The organism is Candidatus Dormiibacterota bacterium, from assembly GCA_035544955.1.
Classification (GTDB): domain Bacteria; phylum Chloroflexota; class Dormibacteria; order CF-121; family CF-121; genus CF-13.
In genome coordinates this window covers 26,565-51,531 of sequence record DASZZN010000009.1, presented here as the reverse complement: position 1 = coordinate 51,531, position 24,967 = coordinate 26,565, and the positions used below count along the sequence as shown (strand labels likewise).

Genomic DNA, 24,967 nt, shown 5'->3' with positions numbered 1-24,967 from the left:
CGGGGGTGGATAGCCGATTATCCACGCGGACTGCGTCGCGTGACAAGCGCCGGGTTCAGCGCGCGGCCGCGTGGCACGAACTGCGCATCTACGCCGCGAGCCACCCGCTGGCACTGGTCTTCTCCGAACTCGTGAGGCGCCTGGGACCGGTCGTGAGGCTGCCGGTGATGGGCAGCATCGTCAATGATCCGGAACTGGCTCGCGAGATCCTCGAGGACGAGCGGCACTTCAGCAAGACGGGCCCCGGCAGCATGGGGGTCGTGATCACGCAGGTCATGGGTCCTTTCGCGCTCTTCAACATGCACGGCGGGCCGCATCACGAATTGCGAGCCCAGCTCACCGACCTCTTTTCGCGGACCTACCTCGATCGGCTCGATGCCGCTGTCCTCGAGCCCGCGGTGGATGCCCTGCGCCTCGAGCTGGCTGCCGGTGAGCGCGTGGACCTGGTGCGGTTCGTTCACGTCCTGACCGGAAGCCTGATGTGCCACATGTTGGGGATCGATGCGGCGGACGAACGAATCGCCCTCGACATGTGGCAACTCGGCGAGGAACTGGTCTCCGTGCTGCGGCTGTCGACCCGGCGGTTGAGCGAGCGGCAGGTCCGCGAGCGACAGCTGGTGCTCGAGCGGTTAGCCGTCTACATGCGAACGGCGTACGACGCCGGCCCCAGGTCGGATTCCCTCATCCAGCGGCTTCGCATGCTGGGATTGCCGTTTGAACAGGTCAAAGGGGTCACGGCGTCACTGTTCCTGGCGGGAACCCAGACGATCTCGACCGCCCTGCCGCGGCTGGTCGCCCTGCTGATCGACAGTGGCGAACTGGGGCGCCTTCGCGAAGATCGCGCGCTGCTGATACCGGCTATCGATGAAGGCCTTCGACTGACGGTCCCAACGCCCATCATGCTTCGCAGCGTCGAGCGCGACACGATCGTTCGCGGCCATCGCTTCCGGCACGGCGGCCGGGTGATGATTCACACCTACAACCTTATGAAGCATCCCGCCTGGTTTCCCCGGCCGCGAAGCTTCGACGTCGACCGTCGCGTCGACCGGCGCGTTCGCAACCTCTGGTTTGGCGCCGGCGCGCATTTCTGTATCGGGTATACGCTGGCACAGCGCGAGCTCCGCGCCGTACTCACTGGTCTGCTCGGGCTTCCCCAGCCTGTCCGGGTTGTGCGTCGGCGCTACGCCCGACGCGTCTTCATCCCGGCGTATTCCCTGTTGGAAATCGAGCTCGTGCGATGACCGCCCTCGACGTGCTCAATGAGCTCGAGCGACAATCGATCGAGCGCCCGGACGCGCTCGCGCTGCGCGAGACAAGCGGACGGCGACTCACGTTTTCGGAGCTCCATCGGCGAATCGGAAGGGTTGCCAGCGGGTTGCTGGCCGAGGGCATGCGTCCGGGCGACCGCGTGCTGTTCACGGTGCCCCCTGGCATCGACTCGATTGTCCTCATCCTGGCGATCGTGCGCGCCGGTGGCGTCGTCATCGCCGCCAACCCGCTGATGGGCCCCGAGGTCTTTGCCAGCCGCATCCGCTTGATGGAGCCGAGCTGGGTGATGGCCACCTCCCTCGTGTACCTGCTCGGCCGGCACCGCGGCCCTTTGTTACTCCGCCGCCTCCCCGTGCTGCCCGACCTCGGCGCCGTTCCCGCGAGGCGCTTCGTGCGGGTTGGGCCGCCCATGTGGGGCCGGCCGCACATGATCGGTATCCGCTCGCTGGTCCGCGCGGGCCGATCCATCGATCCTGTCGTCCCACGAGAAGCTCATGACCCGGTGGTCATCGTCTTCACCTCGGGGACAACCGCGGCGCCACGGGCTGTCGTGCACACCAACGCCTCGATTGGGGCGGCGCTCGAGATCATGTCACGAGAGGCGCGCTTTGCGTCAGGCGACGTCCTCTACAGCGACCAGCTACACCTCATACTGCCGGCCCTGCTCGCCGGCGTACCCACCGTTATTCCGCGCGGCCGATTTCGTGCCCCTCGCCTGCTCGATCACCTCCGTCGCTATCGCGTCACCCATACCTTCGGGGTTCCGAGTGAGTACCAGGAGCTGGTCGAGTACGCCGTGTCTCACCGGCTTAGACTCCCCGATTCACTGCGCAAGGTGTTATTGGGCTCCGCGGCCGTACCCACCACGTTCCTCCGCCGTCTCGTCCCGGTGCTCCCGCTGAGCACGAAGGTGACATGCGTCTACGGCATGACAGAGGTGATCCCCGTCTGCCTCGTCGATCTCGACGCGAAACTCGCTTTCCACGCCGATGGAGACCTGGTCGGTGCACCGGTCGCAGGCGTCCACGTCAGGACCGCGGCCGACGGTGAGCTGATTGTCCGTGGACCTAACGTGTGCGCCGGCTACTGGGGTGATGAGCCGATCACCGAGGTCCGGACGGGCGATTTTGGCTCGCTGGACGCGAGCAGCCGGGTCATCCTGCTCGGGCGAAAGAAGGCCATGATCATCCGAGGCCAGGAGAACATCTATCCAGAGCTCTTCGAGTCGACGATCGCGGGGATTGCCGGTGTCCGTCGCTGCTGCCTCGTCGGGCTATATCAGGATCAACGGGCCGATGAAGAGGTCGTCCTCTGCATCGAGCCCGATCCGGGAGTCGATGAGTCGGCGCTGACCGCCCGCGTTAGGCTTGAGCTTCGCCAGGGACCGCATCGAATCGATGCGGCCGCCCTGCCCGACCGCATCATTGTGATGCCGATCCCTCTCTCGGTCCGGTCGAGAAAGGTTGACCGCACGGCGGTCCTCGCCGCCCTGGGCCGCCTACCCTTCTTCGTTGGCAGCACGCCGCCTTGCTGATCGCTGTTACCGGCGCCACCGGGTTTGTGGGCGGCCGGGTCGTGGAGTCCCTTGCCAGAGGTGGTCACCACGTGCTGGCCTTCGGCCGCAGGCCACGCGAGGCATTTCGCCATGGCGAGCTGGCCGAGTACACCCAGTGGAACATCGCGGAGGGCCCCAGGCCGGCGCTAGCGTTGCGGCCGATCGATGCCGTCGTGCATTGTGCCGGCACGGTGACCGATTGGGGGCCAACGACCGAGTTCGACGCGGTCAACGCCCGAGGAACCGAGGCGGTGCTCGCGAGCTTCACTGCTGAGGCGCGTTTCGTGCACCTCAGCACCTCGAGCGTGTACGACCACAGACGTCCAGCCGAGCCAATCGATGAGACCGCGGCCTACGCCCGCCGACCACTCAACGCGTATGTGCGGACGAAGGTTGCGGCGGAGCACGCTGTGCTGCGCAGTGGACGCCAGGCGATCATTCTTCGACCGCATGCCATCTATGGCCCGGGCGAGACCAAGCTGTTACCCCGGCTGCTGGCTGCGCGACGCTTCGGCCACCTCCTCGCGGTCGGTGACGGTCGCAACCGTATGTCGCTCACGCATATCGACAACCTGGTCCATGCGATCGAGCTCGCGCTCTTGCCGCGATCGCCTGCGGGAGTCTACAACGTCGCGGATTCGGAAGCGGAACCGCTTGGCGTGCTGCTCAGCTCGCTGCTGGTCGCCTTCGGGCTTCCGCCCGACATCTTTTATCTGCCACGACGTGCGGCATGGCCCATCGCGTCGGCCATGGAGTCAGTCTTTCTAACGGTTCGGGCGAGTCGCCCTCCGCTCCTCACCCGCTACGTTGTCTCGCAACTCGCCTCCGATTGCGTGCTCGATACCCGCCGGGCCCGCACGATGCTCGGCTACCAGCCGCAGCGCGGTTACCGTGATGCGTTCCGCGAGGTGGCGGTGGCCGCCCAGGCCGCCCCAGGTCCTTAGCCGAACGTTCTCGGCGGCGGGAATTTGGCCGGCAGGTCCGCGGCCTCGACCTGGAAAAGAGCCTCGGGCGCCGGCAACCCATGAAACTGATGCAGACCGAGGTCCCTGAAGCCAACCCCCACCGGCTCAGACCCCGCAACCGCCTCCCGAACCGCGCCTGACAGAAGGATCTGGCCGCCATGGCTTGCAAAGCAGATTCGGGACGCGGTGTGGACGGCCAGGCCGATGTAGCCCGTATCGGTCAGGGTTGGCCGACCGGTGTGCAGGCCGATGCGAATTTGTACCGGAAGACCATCCGGCCAGGCGCGAGCGCGAACCTTGCGCTGGATCGTGAGGGCCGCCTCGAGGCCAGAGGCGGCCCGCTCAAAAACGGCGAACATTTCATCAGCGCGGGTCTCGACCTCGCGGCCACCGCTCTCGCGGATCGCCGCGCGCAGGAGGCGTCGCACATCGGCGAGGAACCGGTCATACCGGTCGCCAAGACGTCGGACGAGACCGCTCGAGTCCTCGATGTCGGTGAAAAGAAAGGTCACGACGCCGGTCGGCAGCGTGCGCACCTCCGTGGCGCGAGCCTGGATTTCGCTGTTCATCCATTGGTTTTCGATGGCCAGCGTTACGGCGGCTGTGACGGTTCGGGCCAGGTCCGGATCGCTGAGCACCGAGCGCGCGTGGACCAGGGCGGTCATGGGCTTGCCCTGACGCTGGAGTAGGGTCACGGCGCGATCAGCCCCCTCGCCCGGAAGCGCTACAGCCTGACCTTCACCATCGAGGTAGGCGGCGACCGAATCGGACCAGTAGAGCACCGAAAGCGTCGGATCGCCTAGCACGGTGCGCAGCCGCGCTTCCAGCTGCTCCGCCGTCCCAAGGCCGCCGAGCTCGATGACGGCCTTCCCCGCCGCCGCCTGCAGGCTCTGCGCACGCAACTGGCCGGTCATGAAGCCGACCGGCACGATGCCGTACTTCTTGGCGGCTTTCAGCAGCCTCGTTCGCGCCCGATCTCTCGCCGTTTCGTCCTCGAAGCGGACCTGGTTGAAGCGCGCGAGCGCGTTGCGGACGTGGGCCTCGTCGTTGATGGGCAGACGCCGGATCCCGCGGGAATCGATATAAGCGAAGGCGCTGTCTGGTAACTGGGCACGTGCCTTTTCGCGGAGTTGAGGCATGTCCTGATTATCGCCAGCAGCCCACCGGCCAGACTACGCCGAATTGCGGGGTGCTTAGTTGTTCGGCCAGAAGGCGCCGAATAGCCACCCGGTGATCCCCAGGTCTGACTCGGCACGCGTGTCCGTGTGGACGAGCAGCGTCTTCCCCGTCCAGTTGTAGATGCCCATGCAGTTATCGCACGGCGCCTCTTCGTGGGCGAGGAGTGTCGTCGGAGCGACGAAGACCGGCGAGTCTCGCCACGGTGCATAGGCCGTCGTGGCGCCGGAGCTCATCAGGCGTGTCTCAACGTGAGGCGCGGTATTCGTTCCGAGCGCATACGCGACCAACCGGTCATCAGTCGTCAGCGACGGGGTACTCCAACTGAGGCCCGGGATGAAGCTGGAGATGCCAGAGGACGCGTCCCACTGGTAGACGCCGCTGTTGTTGCGGAAGTAGAAGCGGTCGCCGGTGTGGGCCCACACCGCCCCGGTGCGCAGGCCGCCGGCACCGCCTGACGGCGCCGCGTACACCATGGTGCCGTCCGATGTCCGAAAGAGCTGTAAACGATAGACGAACGTGTCGACCACGAGAACGTATTGGCCGTCGGGGGAGAACGCGACGAGGAGCATATCGTCTCGTGACCCGCCTCTTCCCGCGACTTGCGCCGGCGTGCTGAAGGCGACTGGGGCCGCGCCTCCTCGTTTCAACCAGAAGTGATGGACCCCTCCGGAATCGGTGAAGTAGGCAACCATCGAGCCATCAGCGCTCCAGCCGGCGGCCAATGCCACGCCCCGGCTGCTGGCGAGCTCCGCGGTCTGGCCGGTTGTCAGGTTGAGAGTCGTCACAACCGACGTGAACTGGTCGGTGGGCGATGACGGTCCGCCGCCCTTGAGAGCAACGTAGCCGATCAGGTCCCTGCCGAGAAAGCGCTGATCAGAGGAGCCAACGAGCGCCTGGAGACTCCTGGGACGCGCGGTATCTCGAGCATCGCACAGGACCACATCGCGCCGATCCGGCTGGTTTTGATCGGAGGCGTACAGCAGCGCCCGTTCCAGGCCGAGAGATCTCAGGTCCCGACAGGTGACCCCGCTCGCCACCGGAAAGCCGAACAGCGGGGTGGGTGACGGCGAGGCGGCGTGCGAAGGGCCCGTGCTCGCGGTCGGACTAGACGTCAGGGAGGGCTGGCCGCACCCGACCAGGAGGATCACGAGGAGTGCGATTCCCACGCTGCGTGCCCGGTTGCGCACGATGGCCAACGATAAGGCAAAACGTTCGCCCGTGACGAGCCAGTCGCGGCGCGGCCACAACTCTGTGGAAGATGGCCGCCAGCAACAGGAGGCATCAAGCCCTGCGGTTACTCGCGGTGGAGGCTATTGAATGAACCTTGAGAACCTGGTCGTGCTCGTCCTTATCGCTGCGGTCTGCGGTTTCGTCGCCGAGCGGATGACCCAGGGTCGACTGCCGTACGGTCTGGTAGGAGCGATCTTTGGGGCCCTGATCGGCTCCTGGCTCCTCGTCGAAATGTTCCGCTGGAAGATCCCGGGCGACATGACCGCCGGCGGCGTGCCCGTCCTCACGGCCATCCTGGGCGCGGCCGCCATCATCTTCGTCTTATCGGTCGTCTCACGCTCGAAGACGCAGTCCGACCGCAAGCGCTCCTAAAGCGACAATCGCTCGGCTCCTATCTGGCATCAGGGGTAGGCAACCACGGTCACCGGGACGTCCGGATTGGCGATTGTCGACGATCCGCCCGCGTCGTTCACAACGTGCAAAATGCCGCCTTTCCCGTGCGTGGCATCGAGGAAGATGGTGAGCAGGTCGTGGAGGCTGGACGGCGGGAGGGTCGTCGGAACCTCGAACGCGTGCGCGGCGTAGATGTTGACACCCTGGTTGAAGAAGCTGTAGCTGCCCATCCCGTAACCGGCGAAGCGATCCACCTCGCCGGCAACTTTGAACGCCGCCCAGCCGTCGACAGCGGGCGCCTCCATCCACGCCGCCTGGCTCGGCGGATCGTACGGCATCTCGTTCTGGAAGAAGACGTCGGTGCCGCCATTCCCGTTCCAGATCACCTCGGTCTTCTGGTAGTGCTCGACGAATAGGCCGTAGGCGATCACGTTGTCACCGTTGACGACGACACCAGTATCGGCCGTGTTGCTGGTCCAGCCGACGCCGCTGCCGTGGTCGGCGCGCCAGGCCCAGATGTTGTCGAGGATGGTGTTGTCGCTGTTGACCACCAGGCTGGTCGTCGCTCTGCCGGGTGTGGCACCGCCAATGCGGAAGAAGATGTCGTGCAGCGAGGTCGGGCCAGCAAATCTTCCACCATTCTCGTTGCCCGACTGGGCCGATCGCGAGGCGTTATCCTCGCCCGGGTTGTCGTCTTGAGTCCCCACCTGCAGCAGCACCGGAGAGTTCTCCGGCCCGGCGTCGAAGATCAGCCCGGAAAGGACAACGCCGTTGACGACCTTCACGGAAACGGTCCCGTCCTCCGGAATCAATGTGGGGAAGCCAAGACCCAGGACGACGGTGCCCTCGCGCCCGACCTGGATGCTTCGGTCCAGGTGATAGATCCCTGGGGTAAGAAGCAGGCTCTTGCCTCTCGCCAGTTGCCGGTTGATCGTGCGGGCCGAGTCACTCGGGAGGGCAACGAAAAAGCGCTCCAGCGGGATGGACGAACCGGCGGCAGGGCCACTGCCCCAGGTCGTGCCCACCGAGTTGCGCCGCACCGCCGGCACGAACACGTTGTAGTTGCCGCGCGAGTCCACGTAGAGGACGGGGGCCTCGCGGGTCACCGGACTGGCCGGCAACGTGGTGTAGGGCGGATTCGGAAAGCTCTGGGCCGGCGCGCCGACGACGCCGGAGAAGACCTGGTTCCAGACCGCGTTGGTCCAGGGGCCGCCCAGCGTGCTGTTTCTCGTCATCCACTGCTGTTGCGAACCGTTGACCACAAGGCCGCTGAACCCCGAATCGGCGATGAAGCCGCCACTCGCGTAGGACGGACCGGTGCAATAGTCCATCAGGGTCGACGGGCCATTGACCTGGACCCGTCGCATTGGGGCCGCCTGCGAGACTGCCCAGAATTCGCGCTCTCGGCAACCGGCCGGCTTGGTTACGTTGATCGTGAGGTTGGACATCGAGCGCCAGAAGTTGTTGAGCGCGGTGCAGAAGTTGCCAGCGCACTGGTTGTAGACATCGATCGAGCCGTTGATGACGACGTCGTTGGGTGAGAGACCAAGGCCCGCTACCGCGGTGTAGTAGCCGAGTTGGAAACTGAGGGGATTGGCCTTCGATCCGTAGGTGCCCGGCTTGAAAAGCAGCGCGTAACGTTGTGTTCCGAACTGGTTGGAGACCTGCAGGCTGGCCACGGCATCGACCTTTGCCTGGATCTCGCTCTGTGGCGTGCTGGGGCTGAAGACGAAGACGTTGGGTCCGAAGTCAGGCTGCGCCGAGCCATGCTGGTCTTCGGCTAGCGCCGCCGAAGCCCCCGCGGTGGAGCTCGCCACAACCAGGATGCCGGCGACGAGGGTCTTGAAAAGCCGCCGTGAAAAGGATGTCCCCACCGTATTGCCCCTTCCTCTAACCCCTGAACCGCCGTCCACCCAAATTATGAACCACCACCGCGCCGTCTGGTCGCGTCGTGTACCGTGCGTACCATCAATCTCGGCGAGAATCAGTAGCCATGAGCACGACGGCAAAGCGCGATCCTCCTGGTCGGTCGAGTCCTCTTCGTCGCCTTGGCCGACCGGCGTCGGGCTGCTGATCGCGGCCCTATTGATGGTGCTCGGCGTTTGGGCCGATATCGCCGTGCCCATGATGGCGGCATTCTTGGTACCGACGACGCTCCTCGCTTCTAAAGCTGGGGCAGCCTTGACGCCTTTCCCGGAGTGATCTACCCTCTGACTGAGGCTTTCACCGGTGCCTGACGAGAAGAGCGACAGCGACCTCGTTCTGTGCGAGGGATGCCAGGAAATGGTTCGCCCCGTGACAAGGCACGCCGTCAGCCTGGTCGCCGCAACGGTCGTGACCGTTCATGCGTGTCCGTCCTGTGGCGGGCAAAAGGTCCTGGTCGCCAGCCCGTCAGTTAGATAGGTTCTCCTCGGCGTGGTTAACCCTATGTCCCCGCGATGATGCGTCGCATCTGGCCGAGCTCGGTCTGATAAATGTGGGCCGACTTCACCGTCATCGTCAGCGTGCCGACCCCAACGCCGAGTTCGCTAGCCACGCGAGTTTGTAGCGCCGCGAGCTCGACGAGATTGGCGTAGCCTTTCGTTCCGAAGTCGATCGCGAGAGCGTAGACGCCGAGCTGCAGCTTGCCCTCGACGAGCCAGAAGTCGAGCAGGCTGACACATGGGATGTAGCTGGTGTCGGTTAGTGGCTGGAACGTCGTGACCGTCGCGTCGCGCGTCCATGGATTGGCGGCTAGTCGGTCGATCACCCAGCGGATCTGGTCGCGGCCCGCGTGGGCGTAGTCGTACAGCCGCGTCGCATAGCTGTCGGCGTCACCGACCTCTGCCACTTGGGAGTCCTCAGTAAAGTTCGCATGCATCCAGGCCAGGCGTTCGGGATCGCCATGCTGGGCAATGATCGGGTCGTCCACGCTCGGTGAATACACGTCGAGCGTCGCGCGGAAGACCTCGACGATTGGCAGTCCCTCCCAGCTCCCGACGACACCGTCGTTCAGAATCGCCGCCGCGATCGCTATCCACGCCTCGCCCAGCGTCATCACTTCGATCCGCACCGGTACGAAGACCTCACTCATGCGTTTGGTATCCAAATGAACGGCACACCAGGGGATTATCAAGGAGAGGTCCCACTGCGGCGCCTCCGGCGTGCCGGCGTGCGGCGTTGGCTGGCGGAACGTGACGGCCGGATGAGCACGTTCGCAGCCAATGCGTACCACCTCTATATCGGAAAGGAGCTACAACAAGGCAGCGGAAACCTTGTCGACAATAACAGCGAAATTGACTTCTTCAACGGCATCAGCTGTGATGGCGTTGGACGCTACACGTGGACGCTTCCGAGCGGGCTCTTACACCTCACGCTGATCTCAGATCCGTGCGGCCGCTCCGGCCTGCTGACGCTCCAGAACTGGGCCCGCACGCCTTGACTGAGGTGCTAACCAAACACTTGGAGGACCACAACGAGCAGGGGCAGCTCGCGTCAGCGCTCGCATGGGTCATGAAGGAATCAGGAGTGAATCACAACCGCGGATGTTTTCCCTTATCTTGGGTGACTCACTTAGGCCTTCTTTCTTCGGTAGACGAAAAGGACGCCGAAGAACACTGCCACCGGGACTAATACCAGAATATGCGTCAAGAACGCGAGGCCAGCGCCAACGACCACTATTCCGAAGGCGTAGCCGGCTGTCCATGCTGCGCCCCGCGGGATTCTAAGCATGGCTTGCCGCCAGAAGGGTCCGTGTGAAACGATCGGGACTGAGCTGATGAAATGCAAGTGGCGCGATGCCCCACGGGGGATCGCTGAAAACGGTGAGGTCCAGGCCCACGAATTGGCCCATTTCTTGTGTTGTTGGGACCCGCCGCTCCAAGCGCGCTGGACCAGATAGGGTCGGAATAGCCCGCCCGACAATCATCCCCTGCCGACCGTCAACCATCCCAGGCGGCTGGCAATAAAACAGCTCAAAGCCAAGCCCACGAGCGTGCCGACGCCGACGATGGCATACCGTCCACGTGGTCGGGAGGATGTGAATAAGGAGGACTTCCGGAAGTACCGTCACAACTAACAACAGAAAGGCGAACTTCAGGACGCTACGAAACACTGGTATTTACCACCCCGCAGTCCATTAGGTGCGATCGTCGAGCCAGGCCTCGCCTTCGGTGTAGGTCTCTTTCTTCGAGATCGGCACGATCCTCTTCAGCTCGTCGATCAGTCACTCGCAGGCCCGGAAGGCTTATCCGAAAATAGCGGCTGGCGCTCCCGTCACCCGCGTCTAAGCAGGCCAGCCTGAGGCACCAACTAGCCCGAACCGCAGGCTCGGTGAGATGATCCCAACATGGATCGATTCGTGTACTTCTTGCTCCTCGCAGCTCTCATCGCCAACGCCGCGTGTTTGGCACTTTACTTTCACGTGTGGACCACTCGCACGGGCCGCCGGTCACGCCTCGGTCGGAATCTGACTATTAGCAGCGCAGGTCTCTTCCTGACGCTGAGCTCAATATTGCTCACCGAGACAAGAGCAGTAATGCGCTTGCGGCCAAGACCAACCCGGCTAGAGCGCCAACCCCAGCGACAGGACGAATAATCACATTGGTGCTTCCCGTCCCGTAGGCGTAGTAGCTGCCTCGGTAGCTGAAGCTGAGGATGAACGGGTCGGCCATGTACTCCGGCCAAACCGGGTTTCGGTAGTGCACCGAGTGTTGGAATATATCGGATGACGGTGCGACCGACAGCCGCCTGGGGCCGGCAAGTGCTGGATCTCGATGGGATCTGGGCGTTCGTTGCGGATCCGCGCGAGACCCATACCATCGACCAGCTGCCGGCTGGCGTGCCGATCAGCGTGCCCGGCTCATGGGAGGCGCAGCTGCCCGGTCGCTTCGGGATCGTGACCGGCTGGTATCGGCGCAACGTCGAGATCCCCGCCGACTGGACGGGTGGCACGGTTCTGATCACGTTCGGAGCCGTGATGCTAATGGCGCGAATCTGGCTTAACGGGATCCTGGTCGGGGACCACGAAGGCGGCTATACGCCGTTTGAAATCGACATCACGGGGGCCCTCCACCATGGGGTCGAGAACCAGCTGGTGGTCCGGGTCAGCAGCCCGCTGAATGCGCTGCGCGACTACCCGACGCTGCCGCTTGACCAGGTCGTCGTCTCGGGGCAGGCGGCGCTGCCGATGGCCGAGGTCCCCCACGGCAAGCAGACCTGGTACACGAGCCTGAGCGGCATCTGGCAATCGGTCCAGATGGAATGTCTGACACGACCGGCGCTGCGGCGGCTGCAAGTGTGGCCCGATTTGCCAAACCACCGGGTCCGTGTCAGCTGGTCGGTGCGCGCTGCCAACGAGCCCGCCAGTCTGCGGCTGCGCGTCATCGACCCGAGCGGACAGGCGGTCGCCGAGCAAGAGATCCCGGTGCCTCCCGATGCCGACGGCGGCGAGACCAGCCTCGACGTGCCGTCGCCACGCCCGTGGGGGATCGGCGCACCCAACGTCTATCGTCTGCGGGCTCAGCTCTTCAGCCAGCGCGGCGCTCGTGACGAGCTGTCGATGCGGTTCGGCATGCGCAGCATCGAGGCGCGCGACGGCGACTTTCTCTTGAATGACGAACCGATTTATCTATCCGGCGCGCTCGACCAGGATGTCTTTCCAGACGGTATGTCGGTGCCCGGCAATGCTCAGGCCTACTACCGCGAGCAATTTCAGCGGGTGAAAGAGATGGGGCTGAATCTCGTGCGCTGCCACATCAAGGTTCCCGACCCTGCCTATCTCGATGCCGCCGACGAGGCCGGCGTGCTGCTCTGGTGCGAGTTGCCGAGCTGGAGCCGCTTCAGCACGGCAGCGGCAAGCCGGGGGAAGGCGACGCTGCAGGCGATGGTGGAGGCGATGGCCCATCACCCGTCGATCGTGATCTGGACGATCATCAATGAAGACTGGGGGACGCGCCTGCAGGAGGAGGCGCGCGACCGGCGCTGGCTGCTGGAGATGTATGACTGGCTGAAGCAGCTCGATCCCACCCGCCTGGTCGTCGACAACTCCGCCTGCGATACCAGCGCTAAGCCGAACTTTCACCTGGCGACCGACATCGCCGACTTTCACGCGTACTCTTCCATGCCGGATGGCGCGGTGCGCTGGCGGAACCTCGTCGGTGACATGGTCCGCCGGCCAGCTTGGCTGTGGAGCCCATACGGGGACGCCCGCCCGCGAGGCGACGAGCCGCTGATGATGAGTGAGTTCGGCAATTGGGGGCTGCCCGATATCTCGAGGATGCGCGACGCCGACGGTACGGCACCCTGGTGGTTCGAGACCGGGCGGCAACTGTGCCGGCCGGGTGGCGTCGAGCAGCGATTTCATGACCTGGGGCTGGGGCGGATCTGGCGCGATTGGCCGGCGCTCGCGGCGGCCACCCAGTGGCGGCAGTTCGAGGCGCTGCAGTATGAGATCGGCGAATTGCGCCGTCACCCGGAGATCCGCGGCCATGTCATCACGGAGTTGACGGACGCGTACTGGGAAGCGAACGGGCTGCTCGACCTGGCGAGGGGACGCAAGGTCTTTCACGATCGCCTCGCGGAGCTGAATGGCCCAACCGTCCTGATCGCCGACCTGCCCCGTCGCGATTACTGGGGAGGGGACGAGGTGACATGCGAGATCGTGGTTGCGTCACCCGCCACGCACCAGTCCGGCTTGCAGGTCACCTGGACGCTGACCCTCGACGGCGGGCATCGGGTCGACGGCGTGCTGCCGATTGCGTCGCTCGCGGCCCGGACGCACCACAGCGTGCGGCTCCGCGTCAGCCTGCCCGAGGTGGCGGGGGAGACCGGCGCGAACCTTGGACTCTCGTGCGTCGATGCGCAGGGCAGCGCGGTGGCGCGGGGCAGCTGGTCGCTGGCAGTCCTGCCATCATCTCGGAAGCGCACCGGAGCCTCGCGCCATATCGCGATCGAAGATCCGCTCGGCATCTGGAAACTGGACGAGCGTTTGCGCGAGCTCGGCCATCAGCGGGTCGCGCGCGACGGAGCACGGCTGTTGATCACGACCGAGCTCACAGCCGAGGCGCGGGAATTCGCCGACGGTGGTGGACGGGTGCTCCTCCTGGTGCGAAGCCGCGCCGCGGTTCCAGGGGGGGTCGCGTTGGAGCGTGAGGTCCGGATCTGGCCGCGTCGCATGTCCGATCCAGACTGCGATCCGCCAAACCCCTGGGAGGGGGACTGGATCAGCACATTCAACTGGATCCTGCCGGGACGCTTCCCGGACCTGCCGGAGCGCAACCCGCTGGACTTCGCCTATCAGGAGGTAATCCCTGACCACGTCTTGCGCGGCTATCAACCGCTTCGGCACGCGGACGAGGTGCCGGCCGGCGTGTTCGTCGCCTGGTTGCATGCCCCCGCCGCGCTGCTCTGGACCTTCAGGCAGGGTCGAGGCGAAATGACGATCACGACCCTGAAGCTGTCGCCCGAGTGCGGGCCGGTCGCCACGGTCCTGCTCGAGGATCTAATCCAGGGCGAGGGGAGTTAACGCTAGGGGATGTCGATAGGACTTTGCCGACCGCGCTTCATTCGACCGCATCGTGGGCGGCAGCGATCCGGTCGAGCGGAAAGCGCGTGAAATCCATGGTTGGGAGCTCGCGCGCCTCGAGGGCGGCGGTGATGTCGCGGCGCGCCTCGAGGGCGGCGGTGATGTCGCGGATCGCCTCGGCGCGGGCCGCCGCCGGGATCAAAGGGGCACCGTGCCCGAAAACGATGGACTCGGTTCAACCATCCTGCGTCGGGGCTGCCCTGCGAAGGCAGCGGATGACTGCATGTGCAGCAACAGGGATGTCCGCGCCCTTTCCACACTGGACGAGGCGGGCATAGGCTGCACCCATGCCGGTGCAGGGAATGGTGACCACTCCGCCGGACCAGCCGCGGGCGGCCCGGACATCGCTGGCAGCCAGCGTGCTCGAGGCACAGGGCCTTCGCCACGCCTACGGACGGCGGACCGTCCTCGACGGCCTCAGCTTCGCCATCGCGCCCGGCACCCTGGTTGGAATCGTCGGCGAGAACGGATCGGGCAAGTCGACGCTGCTGCGCATCCTCGCCGGCGAGCTTCGCCCCACTGGCGGCGCGGTGATCCGCCACGCTCCACTCGGCTACTGCCCGCAGCGACCCGTGCTCAACGAGGCCTTGACCGTCGATCAGCACCTGGCCTACTTCGCCGCGGCCTATGACACCCTGGACCTCGGCTACGCCGACGAGCTGATCGCCCGGCTCGGCTTCTCCGAGTATCGCGCCACCGCGGTCAGGGCACTCAGCGGAGGCACCAGCCAGAAGCTGAATCTCACCCTGGCGCTGATGCAGCGTCCCCCGGTGCTGCTCCTCGACGAGCCATACCAGGGGTTCGACTGGGAGACTTACCTCTGCTTCTGGGAGCTGGTCGGGGATCTCACCAAAGAGGGCCGTTCGATCGTGGTGGTGTCCCATCTGCTCTTCGAGCGCGAGCGTTTCGACCGGATCCTGCGGCTCCGGTCCGGTCGGGTTCAGGAGGACAGGCCATGAGGCATCCCTTACCGCATCCTCACCGCTATCGCACGGCGGTTCGCTTCATCACCGCGGAGTATCTGCGCAACCGAACCGCGCTCTTCCTCCTCGTCGTCTTCGTCCCGATCTGGTACGTGCTGATGGTGGCGATCATGCCGCACGACCCCGTCTCGTTCCGCTTCCGTCCGACGGGAGGTTTCCTGAGCGTCGACTCGCAAGAGATTACGGTACTCACCGCGGGACTGAACGCGATCACGATCATCGTCGGCTTTCTCATCTTCAGCACCACCAAACGAGGCATCAGCTTCGACCACCGCCTGGTGCTCTGCGGCTACCCGCAGCGCATCCTCCTGGCCGCCAAACTCACCGCAGTGGCGGTGGCCACATGTGCGGTCACCGGCTACGCAACACTTGTGCTGCTGCTCTTCTTCCGACCGGAGTCGGTCCTGGTCGTCTTTCTTGGCCTGGCCTCGACCGGCATCGCCTACGGAGCCCTCGGCTTTCTCCTCGGCGTGCTCGTCCGCGGCGAGCTCGAGGGCTTCTTCGTAATCATCATGGTCAGCCTCATCGATACGTTCATGCAGAACCCGGTGGGCAACCCGTTGGCCAACAAGGACGTCCTCACCTATTTCCCCTCGTTTGGAGCCACCCAGGCGTATGTTGCCGGCGGCTTCACGCACATGGTGCCATGGGATTACCTAGGGGTCGCTCTCGTCTGGCCGCTGGTATTCATTGGCCTGGGCATGCTGATCTTTGCCAGGCGCACCCGGGTGCCACGGGCGCGACCGGTCTTCCTGGCGCCAGCCCCACAGCCTGCGGCGAGATGAGTCCGGTTAGCCCTGATTCCAGGCCGGTGTGCGGCCCGGCTCATAACTTGTTCTGGGAGTGTCCCCAACCGTACGAGTTATGAACTCCACCTGCCCGTCGAGTTGGGCGCTTGGTATTCAGCGGTCGAGCTCCAGCGGACGCTCGGTGGGCGCCTACCAATTTGAGGGTTCCATACAGGAGCACCCATGCGGCTACGCGGATCCGTCTGCTTGGGACCGCCGGCCTCAGTCGTCTCGCTCAAGCAAGGCCCACACGAAACGACACCTTGTCCCGCTGAAACCTTCAAAGCTGATACGAATGCTTGTTCAAGACGCGACACAGGCCCGCACGGCAAGGACGCCCGCCTGCTTGACAACCGCTGATATCGCAGGTTAGCTTCACCGGGGGGCCCGTGCTTCGACGGGGAGGGGTCTGATGAATGTCGGGCGGGTGGCCGCCCCATCTGCGACCAGCATCTTCGGCCGGGATGAGGAGTTGGTCCGCATCTCGGGCTTCCTCAACGCCATCCCCGCAGGGCCTCAGGCGCTGCTCGTCGAGGGCGAGCCCGGGATGGGAAAAACCACCGTTTGGCGCTGGTCGCTCGAGGAGGCCGCCAGGCGGTTCCGGGTGCTGTCATGCCGATCGGCCGAGGCGGAAGCCAAATTCTCGTACGCCGCGCTGACAGATCTCCTCGAAGGCGTTGTGGAGGAGAGCCTCTCGGCGCTGGCCGCCCCCCAGCGGCATGCCCTGGAAGTTGCTCTTCTGCGTGAAGCCGAGCCGGGTGAAACGCTGGACTCGCGAGCGGTCGCGGCCGCCGTCCTCGCCAGCCTGCGTACGCTCGCGAAATCTACGCCGGTCCTGCTGGGGATCGATGATGCCCACTGGCTCGATCAGCCATCCGCACGGGTGCTGCAATTTGCGATCCGTCGGCTACAGGTCGAGCCGATCGGCGTGCTTCTCGTCCAGCGCACACGCGAGGATCGCAGTGTCAGCCTAGGACTCGATCGGGCTCTCCCGGCCGATCGGTTCTCCCGACTCGAGCTGGCGCCACTCAGCCTCGGGGCACTGCACCACATGGTTCGCTCGCGTCTCGGTGCCGAGTTACCTCGCCCAGTGCTCGTCCAGCTACATCAGATCTCGGGGGGCAACCCATTCTATGCCCTCGAGATCGCGCGCGATCTGCTGGCCCAGGACACCGACCATCCAGTAGGGACCATCCCCGTTCCTAAGAGTCTGCGCGAATTGGTGGAGGGTCGGCTCGAACGTCTCCCGCGTAAGACCCGAGACGCCCTCCTCACGGTGGCCGCGCTCTCGAGTCCGACCGTGACCATCATCACGTCGGCAGCGGAGAGTCCGCAAACGGTCGAGGCCGAACTGAAGCGCGCCGAGCGGGCAGGCGTCATTGAAATCGAGGCCGATCGGGTCCGGTTCTCCCACCCGTTGCTGGCATCAGTGCACTACGCGACCGCATCAGCTGCGCACCGGCGTGCGCTACATCGCCGCTTGGCTGAGGTGGTCAGCGACGTCGAGGAACGGGCTCGGCACCTGGCCCTCGCGACCACCGACCCCGACGAGGAGATTGCGCAGACGATCGACGAAGCCGCGCAGCGCGCGCGTGCCCGCGGTGCGCCGGAGACAGCGGCCGTCCTTCTTGAAGAGGCACGACGGCTGACGCCGGCAGGCGAACCCGACGCGTTGTGGCGGCGGATGACCGACGGCGCGATGTGTCACTATCTCGCGGGCAACACGGAGCGGGCGCGTGAGCTGTGGGAAGAGATCGAGCGCTCGGCACCGGCCGGGCCAGTGCGAGCTCGCGCGCTCTGGTATCTCAGCGAGTTTCGCCACTCGACGGTGGAAGTCGAGCAGCAGATCACGGCCATGGATCGGGCCCTGGGGGAGGCCGGCTCCGATGTTGCCCTCAAGTCCGCAATCCACCACACGCTTGGCCTGTCGTTTGCATGGGGCGGCGCCAACGCGCGCCGTGCGAAAGCCCATGTCCAGGCTGCCCTCGAGCTGGCGGAGGCCCAAACGGATCCGACGGTGGTCGGGCTCGCCTGCACGGCGGTGCTGTGGGTGGGGTACATGTCGGGAGAGGGTCTAACGCCCGAACTGATTGACCGCTGCCTGGCCGTCGAACGGGCCACCCAGCATCTCCCGCTCGAGAATTCACCGCGAATGGCATGGGCCTGGATGATTTCCCAGCTTGGAGAGACGCCTGACCTGGCTCGACGGGCGTTCGGCGCCTTGCGCCAACAGGCGCATGACCATGGCCTCGACATCTCCTTGCCGCTTCTCTATTTCTTTGTGAGCGACCTCGAGTGCCGGGCCGGTGACCTGGACCTTGCAGATCGCTGCGTAACGGACGGCCTGGAGGCGGCGGCACGCACCGAGCAGCTGTTTCGCATCCCCCTCTTATTGCTCGCCCGTGCCCTGGTGATGGCTCGGCGCGGTCGCCTGGACACCGCCTGCAGCCTCGCCACCGAGTCGCTGACCCTCAACAAGAAATCGGGAACGCGCCTGGCCGAAGGCAGAATCTGGGCTCTGCTCGGCTTCATCGAGCTCTCACGTGGTGATCCGGAGTCCGCGAACGGCTGGCTCCAACGCGTGACCGAGCTCGAGGAGCGCGGAGGGTTCGACGAGCCGACCGTCCTTCGCAGCAGACACGATGCCATCGAGGCCCTGATTGCGCTTGGGCGACTCGAGGAGGCCATGAACCTGCTCGAAACGCTAGAGGAGCGCGGGCGACGGCTCAATCGAGCCTGGGCGCTTGCGATGGCCGCAAGGTGCCGGGCATTGCTCGCCGCTGCGCATGGGGACCTGGCCGGAGCGCAGATCGCGCTGGCGCAAGCGCTCGTTGCGCATGACCGGCTTGTCGAGCCATTCGAACTCGGACGCACGCTTCTTATACAAGGCAACATCCAGCGCCGCTCCCGGCAGAAGCGAGCATCGCGGGATTCCCTGGAGCGCGCCCTAGGACTCTTTCAGAACCTGGGGGCGTTGGGATGGGCGGCCCAGGTCGAGGCAGAAACCCAGCGTCTCGGCCTCCATCCCGCTGGGCCAGATGAGCTCAGCGCAACCGAGGAGCGAGTTGCACGGCTGGTCGCGGAGGGTCGCACCAACCGCGAGATCGCCAGTGCGATGTTCGTCAGCGTCAAGGCCGTCGAAGCGAATCTGACGCGGATCTATACCAAGTTGGCGCTCCGATCGCGAACGGAGCTTGCCCTACGCCTGCAAGAATCTCCCTCCTCGCCCGTGCGGGACAGCCGTAGTGGGGGGACGCCAGCGCACTCCTAGGGATTCCTCTATTTCGTGGAGCGGCCGGTCGCCGCACCATAGCGGCATTCAACGGAAGAGGAGGATCACTGTGAAGTACGCCGGCCAGCTGCGATTGCCAATCGCTCTATTCGGGTGGTTCATCATTGGCGCCGGGCTCGTCGCATGTTCTAACCGGGGCGCAGCGGTCGTGCCAAGCCCAACCGTCACACCGACACCGACGCCCACCGTCACGCCCGCGCCGACGCCGGTTCCGACGCCCACCCCGGCTCCGGCGCCGTCACCGGCGCCGGCCCCCACCGCGCCTCCCGACCCCGCTCGCGTGCTGTGGGGCGGCTGGAATGGCATGGGCACCTGCCTGTTCGATGGTAGCCAAGAGACGGTGCAAATGCTCTTCAGCCCAAACCACTCCTACTCGCAGACGACGATGTGCAGCGGGATCTACGGCCCAAGCACGTATCGAATCCTGATCACGGGGAACTACCAAGTCCTTGCGGCAACCGGACAGATCCACTTCACTGACATGAAGGCCGACCCCGAGAAACTTCCAAACGGACAACCGTACCTGGCGGGCACCTCCGAAACCGACGACTACCGCATGGCCGACAACAACACGCTGACGCTCTCGAACGCGGTGTGCCCCGCCTGCACGATCACGTTTCACCGGTCATGAAAGCCGCACAGCGTGTCTGGACATCGCTTTTTCGCTGGAGCCTCGCGCAGTCGAAGCGGCTCCCAGGCCTGCGCAGCCCGAAGCGGCAGGTGCTCGAGGCACCCGAAGGCCGGCTCGGTGAGGCCGGAGCCGTGCTCAAGCATGCGGCTGCCTCCATCCGTGTCGACCCTCAGTGGGTCGCCCAACAGGGGCGGACCACGCTTGCGCAGGCCAGGATCATCGGCGCGGAAGGGGAAGCCATGCACCAGATCTTCGATCAGCCGTATGCCGGCAAGGTGGCGATCCAAGACGAGGTCTCGACATCGATTTCGAAAGACATCCGCGGGGTCGTCGACGTGGTGGACCCGCACACCAACGCGACCTATGAGGTTGACAATAGTCCGAACTATGTCTGGATCGACCACGCCGGAAACATCGTGGGCACCACAACGAGCGCGCGCCCCCATGTCAACTTCGCTGAGCTCCTCCCAAAGAGCTCCAGCTGAGGAGGAAACAGGTGGCGCGCTTCATGCTAGAGAGCTATCCGGTGGGCATCTCCAGCGAGCAGCTGGCAGCCGCCTTGATGCGCGCAGCCGACGTTGCCGCGCAGCTGCGGGTGAGCGGCATCGAGATTCGCATTATCGAATCCACCCTGGTCCCGGCCGAGGACTCGCTGTTCTGCATTTTCGACGCGCCCTCGAGGAAGGTCGTCGAGGACGTCGTCACGCGTTCCGGTCTACCGTTCGAGCGACTTGTTGAAGTGGTTGATGTTGGCCCGGCCGCGGGCCGTTCACAGAAGGAGGCATGAAGATTCCGGCGCGGTCTACCAAGAATAGCTAGCGACCCAGGGCGTCATAAAAGATGTTGCGCGCCAGCAGGCTGACTTTCAGACCGCAGGAACCTGGCCATCGATCCTGGAGATCTGCCATGGGCAGCGGCAAGTTCGGTCGAGTCCGAGTTCCGTCGATTGCTTGCAAGGATCGAGATCAAGCCGGAGCTGGCCGAGGGGTGCAACAACCGCTCTTGGATCGGCTGAGGGGACGCATCCCGGGCCAGCAAGAGGCCGAGGCGCAGAAACCTAGAACACAGCAGCGTCCGGTCACTCAACGAGGCGGCTCAGCGGGAGGTCCGCGAGCGACTAGACCACGTCACGGCCGGGTTTGAGAAGGAGCAGCGCGATGTCAAGACCGAACTGGGGATCCTCTCCAACCTTAGCCTGATCTGGGACCGTGCGGAACGGTTCAGCAGCGCCGGCAGTTTGCAAAACTCCTGTTCTCCAGGGTGACCGTCGACGGAACTCTCGGCTGCGCGGATGGGCTCTTAATGATCCTTTTCAGCAGCTTTTCGAATTCGCCCAGCCCGGTTCAAAACTTGTTTTGAGTGGTGTCCCCCACCGTACAAGTTATGAACTCCACCTGCCAACCGAGATGAACGCCTGGGATTCGTCGATCGCGTTCTAGCGGACGCTCAGCGGACGGTCCGCGGACGCACGGCGAACTCCATCCCCAGCTTCAGGCTCCGCTCCCGTTCCGCCGCTCAGCACAGTATGCCCGGACCTTCCCAATCAACTTCGCGTTCGCCTGGCAATAGCAGATGCATCGTTCCGAGTGAAACCTTGTGGGGGTGTTCGACGTTGAGAGTGTTATCAAACGTGATACCAGTGCGTTAGCCAGACGGGGGTGGACGATGAATCGCTATGTTTTTCGGGCGGCGGTGGCGACGATGGTGATCCTGATCGCTGCCTGCGGTGGTCGGCCGACGGGCAACCAACCCCAGACCACAGCAACTCCGCCTCCATCCTCTCCCCCGTCGAGGGGGGAGCCGCTGATCTGGTACAGCCCGTCCTCAGGCCAGATGGTGGCGCTCGATTGGAGTGGGAAGCACGCCGGGCAGCTTGCCCTCAGCGCCTACAACCAGACACCGGACGGATCCAAGTTATCGGCGCTGGGAGGCGAGGTCTACGACGTGACGGGCAAACTGGTCGGGCACACGGACCTAACAAAGGGACCCGGCCCCGTCTGGGCGGACGACAGCAATCACTGGTGCACCTTCGTAGCGGCGGGGACCACCTATGGGCAGGAGGGATCGCAGAAGATCTGGCTCAAGGACCCGACCGGAGGCGCTCGCGTCGTCGCGACATATGGCACGGTAACCGGCAATGCTGGACCAGAGATCCTCGCCTGCAGCCTCAGCGTCGACCGAGTGGTGGTGGCGCAGCGCGCGTTCGCGTGGGTCACCGACGTCTCGGTCTTCAAGTTGTCGACCGGCGCCCGGGTCTTCCAGCACAGCTATCCCGCGCAGGAGATGGCTCGAGTCCTGGCCTCCCGCGACGGCATGTTCCTGGTTGAGGATCGAAGCGTGTCAGGCAATACCGGCGAGCCGGGGGGCGGGACGGTCATCCGCAGCCTAACCGATGGCCAGGTGCTGGCCCAGTTCGCGAACCTGAGCATCATCGGGTTTTCGTGGGACGGCTCGGTGGCGCTCACCATCAGCGACACGAGTCGAACCGTCGCCGCGATCCTGTGGCGCACGAATGTCGCGACCTGGTCAACGCCCTACCCGGCCGATTGGCCGCAGGGCAAGCCGCTAGTGGTATCGGTCCTGGGCCGCCCCGACGGCTCCGACTTGGCGGTGGCCATCTATCGAGGGAGCACCCCGAGCAATCAGGGCGTCGACCTCTGGGTGGTCACCGGACAGCACGGACGCCGGATTCTGAGCGGCCCGATCGTCCCGGGCTTCAGCACCAGCTTCTTCTAACAAACTGGCTGCCCGGCGGCGATGACGGCATCCTCACGAGCTTCGGCCAAACGAGGCGAGTCGTCCGAGCCCGCCCGATGTCGGTCAAAGCCCTCCGCGACCAGTTCCAGCAACGGCACTTGGTCCGGCTGGGTGCAAGACGTGACGCCGAGCTTGTGAAATACCTTCATCAGGGTTGCCCGGAGGTGATGTTCCGCAGCCTGACTCGTTGTAGAGGCCGAGGTGTCTGGGAAACAGCCGATCCCTGAAGATCGATTTCTGCCGTTGCGGTCGACCATCAGCACTGGCTGAATACGTTGGGCGCCCCATTTCGTTGCAACACGATTCCGCATCTAGACATGCATCTCTATCCACGCTATGCGGGAGATCCCTACGAGGGCCGCCCTATCAGCAACGAGGCCCAGTTTCACCGCACGCCAGAGGATCTAGCGAGGATCGGGCATTGCATTCGAGAAAGTACAAGTAGCGATCTCGTGTGAGCTCCACCGGCCTGATTGGGAGCGCCTCGTGGCTCCGTTCACGTTGTTTATACAAATACACTAATAAGTATTTACACCCGGAATGGGTGGTGTCCCCGACAGGATTTGAACCTGTGCTCCTGGCTCCGGAGGCCAGTGCTCTATCCAGGCTGAGCTACGGGGACACAAGCGGAACCCGATTATAGATACGCCGGTGGCAGGGCAGTCAGGGGTTCGCGACCGGCCTTACGGAATCCGTTACAGACGTGACCCCCTTGAGTGACGGCCGCTCATAAGCTGGCAGCAGACAGGCCGATCGGAGCGAGCCGCCTGTTTTGGAGGTGGGACCGTGCGGCGTCTTCTCAACCCCTGGCTTCTGTTTGTCCTCTTGGCGGCCTTACTATCCTTCGCCGGCGTCTGGCCGAACCCAACCTAAGCGGTTTGTCACTGTCAAGTTCGTATTGATAGACTGTAGGCTGTGCTTAACAAACGGCGGGCGGGGCGTCCGTTAGCGGATGACCCCGCAACGCCGAGTCCGCTCGGACGGCGGATCCGGCAGGCGCGGCAGGAACTCGGGCTGAGCCTGGCCGCCGTCGCCGGCGACGACTTTAGTCGGGCCTTCCTCAACCAGGTCGAGCTGGGGAGCGCCCAGCCGTCGACGCAGAATCTGCGGATCATCGCCCACCGGCTGCAACGGCCGATCGAGTACTTTCTCGAAGAGCCAGGCGACTCCAGCGCCGCGCTCGAGCTGGCGCTCGCGGAAGCCGAGATGAGCCTGTTGCACGGCGAAGCCGCCCGGGCCGAGTCACTGATGACGCGGATCCTCGCCCGGACCATCTCCATCGAGCTGCGCACGCGCGCGCAACTGGCGCTGGCGGCGGCCCAACTCAAGCTGGGGCGCCCGCAAGATGCCAAGCCCGTCCTGGAGGAGGCGATCGCCGTCGCCGAGCGGGCGCAGTGGCACCAGCTCCTGGTCGAGCTGTATGACCGGATGGGCAGCGTCCACTACCTGCTACGCCGGCCGCATGCCGCCGGCCAGTGGTTCGATCAAGCCCTGGAGCGCTATCAGTCGAGCGGCCTGGCCGATCCCGTCTTGAAGGCCCGGATCCTCGGCCATCGAGCCAACCTCCACTACGTGGCGGGCCAGCCGATCGAGGCGATCTCCGCATACGAATCGGCGATCGCGGCGGCGCAGCAGGTGCTCGATATGCCGGCACTCGGCGGCATCTACGAGGGGCTCGCCCTGTCGCTGCAGGAGACAGGCCAGTATGCGCGGGCGCTCTCCTACGCGCAGAAAGGCCTGCGCATCTTCGAGACGCTCCGCGACGTGCGGATGGCCGGACAGTTGCGGCTCAATATGGGCGACATGCTGCTGCAGCAGGGCCGCGTGGCGGAGGCGGACCGGCTCTTCAGCGAGGGCGCCGAGCACCTGCGGCGACTCGGCGATCGCGAGCTCTTGCCGCACCTGGTCACGGGTATGGCTGAGTCGGCTCTGGAGCGCAAGGACATCGAGCGAGCCAACGAGCTCATCGAGGAGGCGATCGACCTCTCGACGCACTCCAGCGATCCGATGGCGACGGTGGCCGTCCACCGGGTCGCCGGACGGATCGCCCATACGCGCGGGCGGTGGGAGTCCGCGCACCGCCATTTCGAGCGGGCCCTGGAAGTCGCCGTCACCATCGACAGCCCTGACCTGCGCGCCCGCGTCACCTACGATTTCGCCCGCGCCCTCGAAGCCGAAGGCGACAACGCCCAGGCGGCGCTACGTTTTCGGCAGGCGTATGAGGCCGGCCGGGGCGAGAGAACTCGGCTACGCGCAGTAAGTGAGCTCGACGCCTAAGTAAGCCCTACTTGACATACGGTGGGCAAATGTCCCACAATGACGACCACGGAAGGTGGTGTCGTTCTTCGAGAACGATCCCCC

Annotated in this window: 21 protein-coding genes and 1 tRNA gene; 15 read left to right on the top strand and 7 right to left on the bottom strand. The window is 64.9% G+C overall.

Going from position 1 to position 24,967, the window contains the following annotated elements; genetic code table 11:
- Positions 1 to 5: 5 nt before the first annotated feature.
- Genes VHK65_02695 through VHK65_02685 form a run of 3 tightly spaced genes read left to right on the top strand, consistent with a single transcriptional unit; the run spans position 6 to position 3,768 of the window.
- On the top strand, positions 6 to 1,241 hold the full coding sequence (locus VHK65_02695) for a cytochrome P450 (GenBank protein ID HVS05059.1): 1,236 nt from the start codon (positions 6 to 8) through the stop codon (positions 1,239 to 1,241).
- Positions 1,238 to 2,803 carry a class I adenylate-forming enzyme family protein gene (locus VHK65_02690; protein ID HVS05058.1) on the top strand — a complete coding sequence of 522 codons (1,566 nt, stop codon included), beginning with the start codon at positions 1,238 to 1,240 and terminating at the stop codon, positions 2,801 to 2,803. Before VHK65_02695 ends, VHK65_02690 begins: the two co-directional genes overlap by 4 nt.
- Complete coding sequence (locus VHK65_02685) at positions 2,797 to 3,768, top strand: NAD-dependent epimerase/dehydratase family protein (GenBank protein ID HVS05057.1); 972 nt, start codon at positions 2,797 to 2,799, stop codon at positions 3,766 to 3,768. The genes VHK65_02690 and VHK65_02685 overlap by 7 nt, the downstream gene beginning before the upstream one ends.
- Here VHK65_02685 and VHK65_02680 read toward each other — a convergent pair.
- Positions 3,765 to 4,928, bottom strand: coding sequence for an adenylate/guanylate cyclase domain-containing protein (locus VHK65_02680; GenBank protein HVS05056.1), 1,164 nt, complete (start codon positions 4,926 to 4,928; stop codon positions 3,765 to 3,767). The two genes, VHK65_02685 and VHK65_02680, sit on opposite strands and share 4 nt — an antisense overlap.
- Before the next feature lie 54 nt (positions 4,929 to 4,982).
- The gene (locus tag VHK65_02675; GenBank protein ID HVS05055.1) at positions 4,983 to 6,155 is read right to left on the bottom strand and encodes a hypothetical protein; all 1,173 of its coding nucleotides are present in this window, start codon (positions 6,153 to 6,155) and stop codon (positions 4,983 to 4,985) included.
- Between the two features lie 130 nt (positions 6,156 to 6,285).
- On the opposite strand from VHK65_02675, the gene VHK65_02670 reads away from it, so the two are divergent.
- Positions 6,286 to 6,570 carry a GlsB/YeaQ/YmgE family stress response membrane protein gene (locus VHK65_02670; GenBank protein HVS05054.1) on the top strand — a complete coding sequence of 95 codons (285 nt, stop codon included), beginning with the start codon at positions 6,286 to 6,288 and terminating at the stop codon, positions 6,568 to 6,570.
- Between the two features lie 29 nt (positions 6,571 to 6,599).
- Here VHK65_02670 and VHK65_02665 read toward each other — a convergent pair whose 3' ends face one another.
- Complete coding sequence (locus tag VHK65_02665) at positions 6,600 to 8,717, bottom strand: adenylyl cyclase (protein ID HVS05053.1); 2,118 nt, start codon at positions 8,715 to 8,717, stop codon at positions 6,600 to 6,602.
- A 103-nt stretch (positions 8,718 to 8,820) separates the two neighbouring features.
- Between VHK65_02665 and VHK65_02660 the strand changes: the two genes are divergently transcribed.
- Positions 8,821 to 8,994 carry a hypothetical protein gene (locus VHK65_02660; protein ID HVS05052.1) on the top strand — a complete coding sequence of 58 codons (174 nt, stop codon included), beginning with the start codon at positions 8,821 to 8,823 and terminating at the stop codon, positions 8,992 to 8,994.
- A 22-nt stretch (positions 8,995 to 9,016) separates the two neighbouring features.
- Here the strand turns inward: VHK65_02660 and VHK65_02655 are convergent, their stop codons facing one another.
- Positions 9,017 to 9,664 carry a thymidylate synthase gene (locus VHK65_02655; protein ID HVS05051.1) on the bottom strand — a complete coding sequence of 216 codons (648 nt, stop codon included), beginning with the start codon at positions 9,662 to 9,664 and terminating at the stop codon, positions 9,017 to 9,019.
- Positions 9,665 to 9,679: 15 nt separating this feature from the next.
- On the opposite strand from VHK65_02655, the gene VHK65_02650 reads away from it, so the two are divergent.
- Positions 9,680 to 10,012 (top strand): hypothetical protein, encoded by a 333-nt coding sequence (locus tag VHK65_02650; GenBank protein HVS05050.1) that lies wholly within the window; start codon positions 9,680 to 9,682, stop codon positions 10,010 to 10,012.
- A 1,284-nt stretch (positions 10,013 to 11,296) separates the two neighbouring features.
- Positions 11,297 to 14,095: a glycoside hydrolase family 2 TIM barrel-domain containing protein gene (locus VHK65_02645; protein HVS05049.1), complete on the top strand. Its 2,799-nt coding sequence runs from the start codon at positions 11,297 to 11,299 to the stop codon at positions 14,093 to 14,095.
- Between the two features lie 37 nt (positions 14,096 to 14,132).
- Here VHK65_02645 and VHK65_02640 read toward each other — a convergent pair whose 3' ends face one another.
- On the bottom strand, positions 14,133 to 14,297 hold the full coding sequence (locus VHK65_02640; GenBank protein ID HVS05048.1) for a hypothetical protein: 165 nt from the start codon (positions 14,295 to 14,297) through the stop codon (positions 14,133 to 14,135).
- Positions 14,298 to 14,442: 145 nt separating this feature from the next.
- Here VHK65_02640 and VHK65_02635 point away from each other — a divergent pair, with 145 nt between their 5' ends.
- From VHK65_02635 to VHK65_02605, 7 genes are all read left to right on the top strand, one after another.
- Positions 14,443 to 15,114 carry an ABC transporter ATP-binding protein gene (locus tag VHK65_02635; GenBank protein HVS05047.1) on the top strand — a complete coding sequence of 224 codons (672 nt, stop codon included), beginning with the start codon at positions 14,443 to 14,445 and terminating at the stop codon, positions 15,112 to 15,114.
- The gene (locus VHK65_02630; GenBank protein ID HVS05046.1) at positions 15,111 to 15,923 is read left to right on the top strand and encodes a hypothetical protein; all 813 of its coding nucleotides are present in this window, start codon (positions 15,111 to 15,113) and stop codon (positions 15,921 to 15,923) included. Before VHK65_02635 ends, VHK65_02630 begins: the two co-directional genes overlap by 4 nt.
- 415 nt (positions 15,924 to 16,338) lie before the next feature.
- On the top strand, positions 16,339 to 19,197 hold the full coding sequence (locus tag VHK65_02625; protein ID HVS05045.1) for an AAA family ATPase: 2,859 nt from the start codon (positions 16,339 to 16,341) through the stop codon (positions 19,195 to 19,197).
- A 70-nt stretch (positions 19,198 to 19,267) separates the two neighbouring features.
- Positions 19,268 to 19,849, top strand: coding sequence for a hypothetical protein (locus tag VHK65_02620; protein ID HVS05044.1), 582 nt, complete (start codon positions 19,268 to 19,270; stop codon positions 19,847 to 19,849).
- Positions 19,846 to 20,334 (top strand): hypothetical protein, encoded by a 489-nt coding sequence (locus VHK65_02615; protein ID HVS05043.1) that lies wholly within the window; start codon positions 19,846 to 19,848, stop codon positions 20,332 to 20,334. The genes VHK65_02620 and VHK65_02615 overlap by 4 nt, the downstream gene beginning before the upstream one ends.
- Positions 20,335 to 20,345: 11 nt before the next feature.
- Positions 20,346 to 20,636, top strand: a complete 291-nt coding sequence (locus VHK65_02610; protein HVS05042.1) for a nickel-binding protein — start codon at positions 20,346 to 20,348, stop codon at positions 20,634 to 20,636.
- 878 nt (positions 20,637 to 21,514) lie between these two features.
- Positions 21,515 to 22,585 (top strand): hypothetical protein, encoded by a 1,071-nt coding sequence (locus tag VHK65_02605; protein ID HVS05041.1) that lies wholly within the window; start codon positions 21,515 to 21,517, stop codon positions 22,583 to 22,585.
- On the opposite strand, the gene VHK65_02600 is transcribed toward VHK65_02605, so the two are convergent.
- Together VHK65_02600 and VHK65_02595 are read right to left on the bottom strand one after the other, a co-directional pair.
- The gene (locus tag VHK65_02600) at positions 22,582 to 22,917 is read right to left on the bottom strand and encodes a hypothetical protein (GenBank protein ID HVS05040.1); all 336 of its coding nucleotides are present in this window, start codon (positions 22,915 to 22,917) and stop codon (positions 22,582 to 22,584) included. The two genes, VHK65_02605 and VHK65_02600, sit on opposite strands and share 4 nt — an antisense overlap.
- A gap of 234 nt (positions 22,918 to 23,151) precedes the next feature.
- Positions 23,152 to 23,228, bottom strand: a tRNA-Arg gene (locus VHK65_02595).
- Positions 23,229 to 23,521: 293 nt separating this feature from the next.
- Between VHK65_02595 and VHK65_02590 the strand changes: the two genes are divergently transcribed.
- The gene (locus tag VHK65_02590) at positions 23,522 to 24,883 is read left to right on the top strand and encodes a tetratricopeptide repeat protein (GenBank protein ID HVS05039.1); all 1,362 of its coding nucleotides are present in this window, start codon (positions 23,522 to 23,524) and stop codon (positions 24,881 to 24,883) included.
- Positions 24,884 to 24,967: the final 84 nt, after the last annotated feature.

Coding starts and splice junctions, on each gene's coding strand:
- VHK65_02655 (HVS05051.1), bottom strand. CDS start 9,664: ATGAGTGAGGTCTTCGTACCGGTGCGGATCGAAGTGATGACGCTGGGC.
- VHK65_02635 (HVS05047.1), top strand. CDS start 14,443: ATGCCGGTGCAGGGAATGGTGACCACTCCGCCGGACCAGCCGCGGGCG.
- VHK65_02625 (HVS05045.1), top strand. CDS start 16,339: ATGAATGTCGGGCGGGTGGCCGCCCCATCTGCGACCAGCATCTTCGGC.
- VHK65_02605 (HVS05041.1), top strand. CDS start 21,515: ATGAATCGCTATGTTTTTCGGGCGGCGGTGGCGACGATGGTGATCCTG.
- VHK65_02630 (HVS05046.1), top strand. CDS start 15,111: ATGAGGCATCCCTTACCGCATCCTCACCGCTATCGCACGGCGGTTCGC.
- VHK65_02645 (HVS05049.1), top strand. CDS start 11,297: ATGACGGTGCGACCGACAGCCGCCTGGGGCCGGCAAGTGCTGGATCTC.
- VHK65_02615 (HVS05043.1), top strand. CDS start 19,846: ATGAAAGCCGCACAGCGTGTCTGGACATCGCTTTTTCGCTGGAGCCTC.
- VHK65_02600 (HVS05040.1), bottom strand. CDS start 22,917: ATGCGGAATCGTGTTGCAACGAAATGGGGCGCCCAACGTATTCAGCCA.
- VHK65_02680 (HVS05056.1), bottom strand. CDS start 4,928: ATGCCTCAACTCCGCGAAAAGGCACGTGCCCAGTTACCAGACAGCGCC.
- VHK65_02665 (HVS05053.1), bottom strand. CDS start 8,717: ATGGGCACGGCGATATCGGCCCAAACGCCGAGCACCATCAATAGGGCC.
- VHK65_02650 (HVS05050.1), top strand. CDS start 9,680: ATGAACGGCACACCAGGGGATTATCAAGGAGAGGTCCCACTGCGGCGC.
- VHK65_02690 (HVS05058.1), top strand. CDS start 1,238: ATGACCGCCCTCGACGTGCTCAATGAGCTCGAGCGACAATCGATCGAG.
- VHK65_02670 (HVS05054.1), top strand. CDS start 6,286: ATGAACCTTGAGAACCTGGTCGTGCTCGTCCTTATCGCTGCGGTCTGC.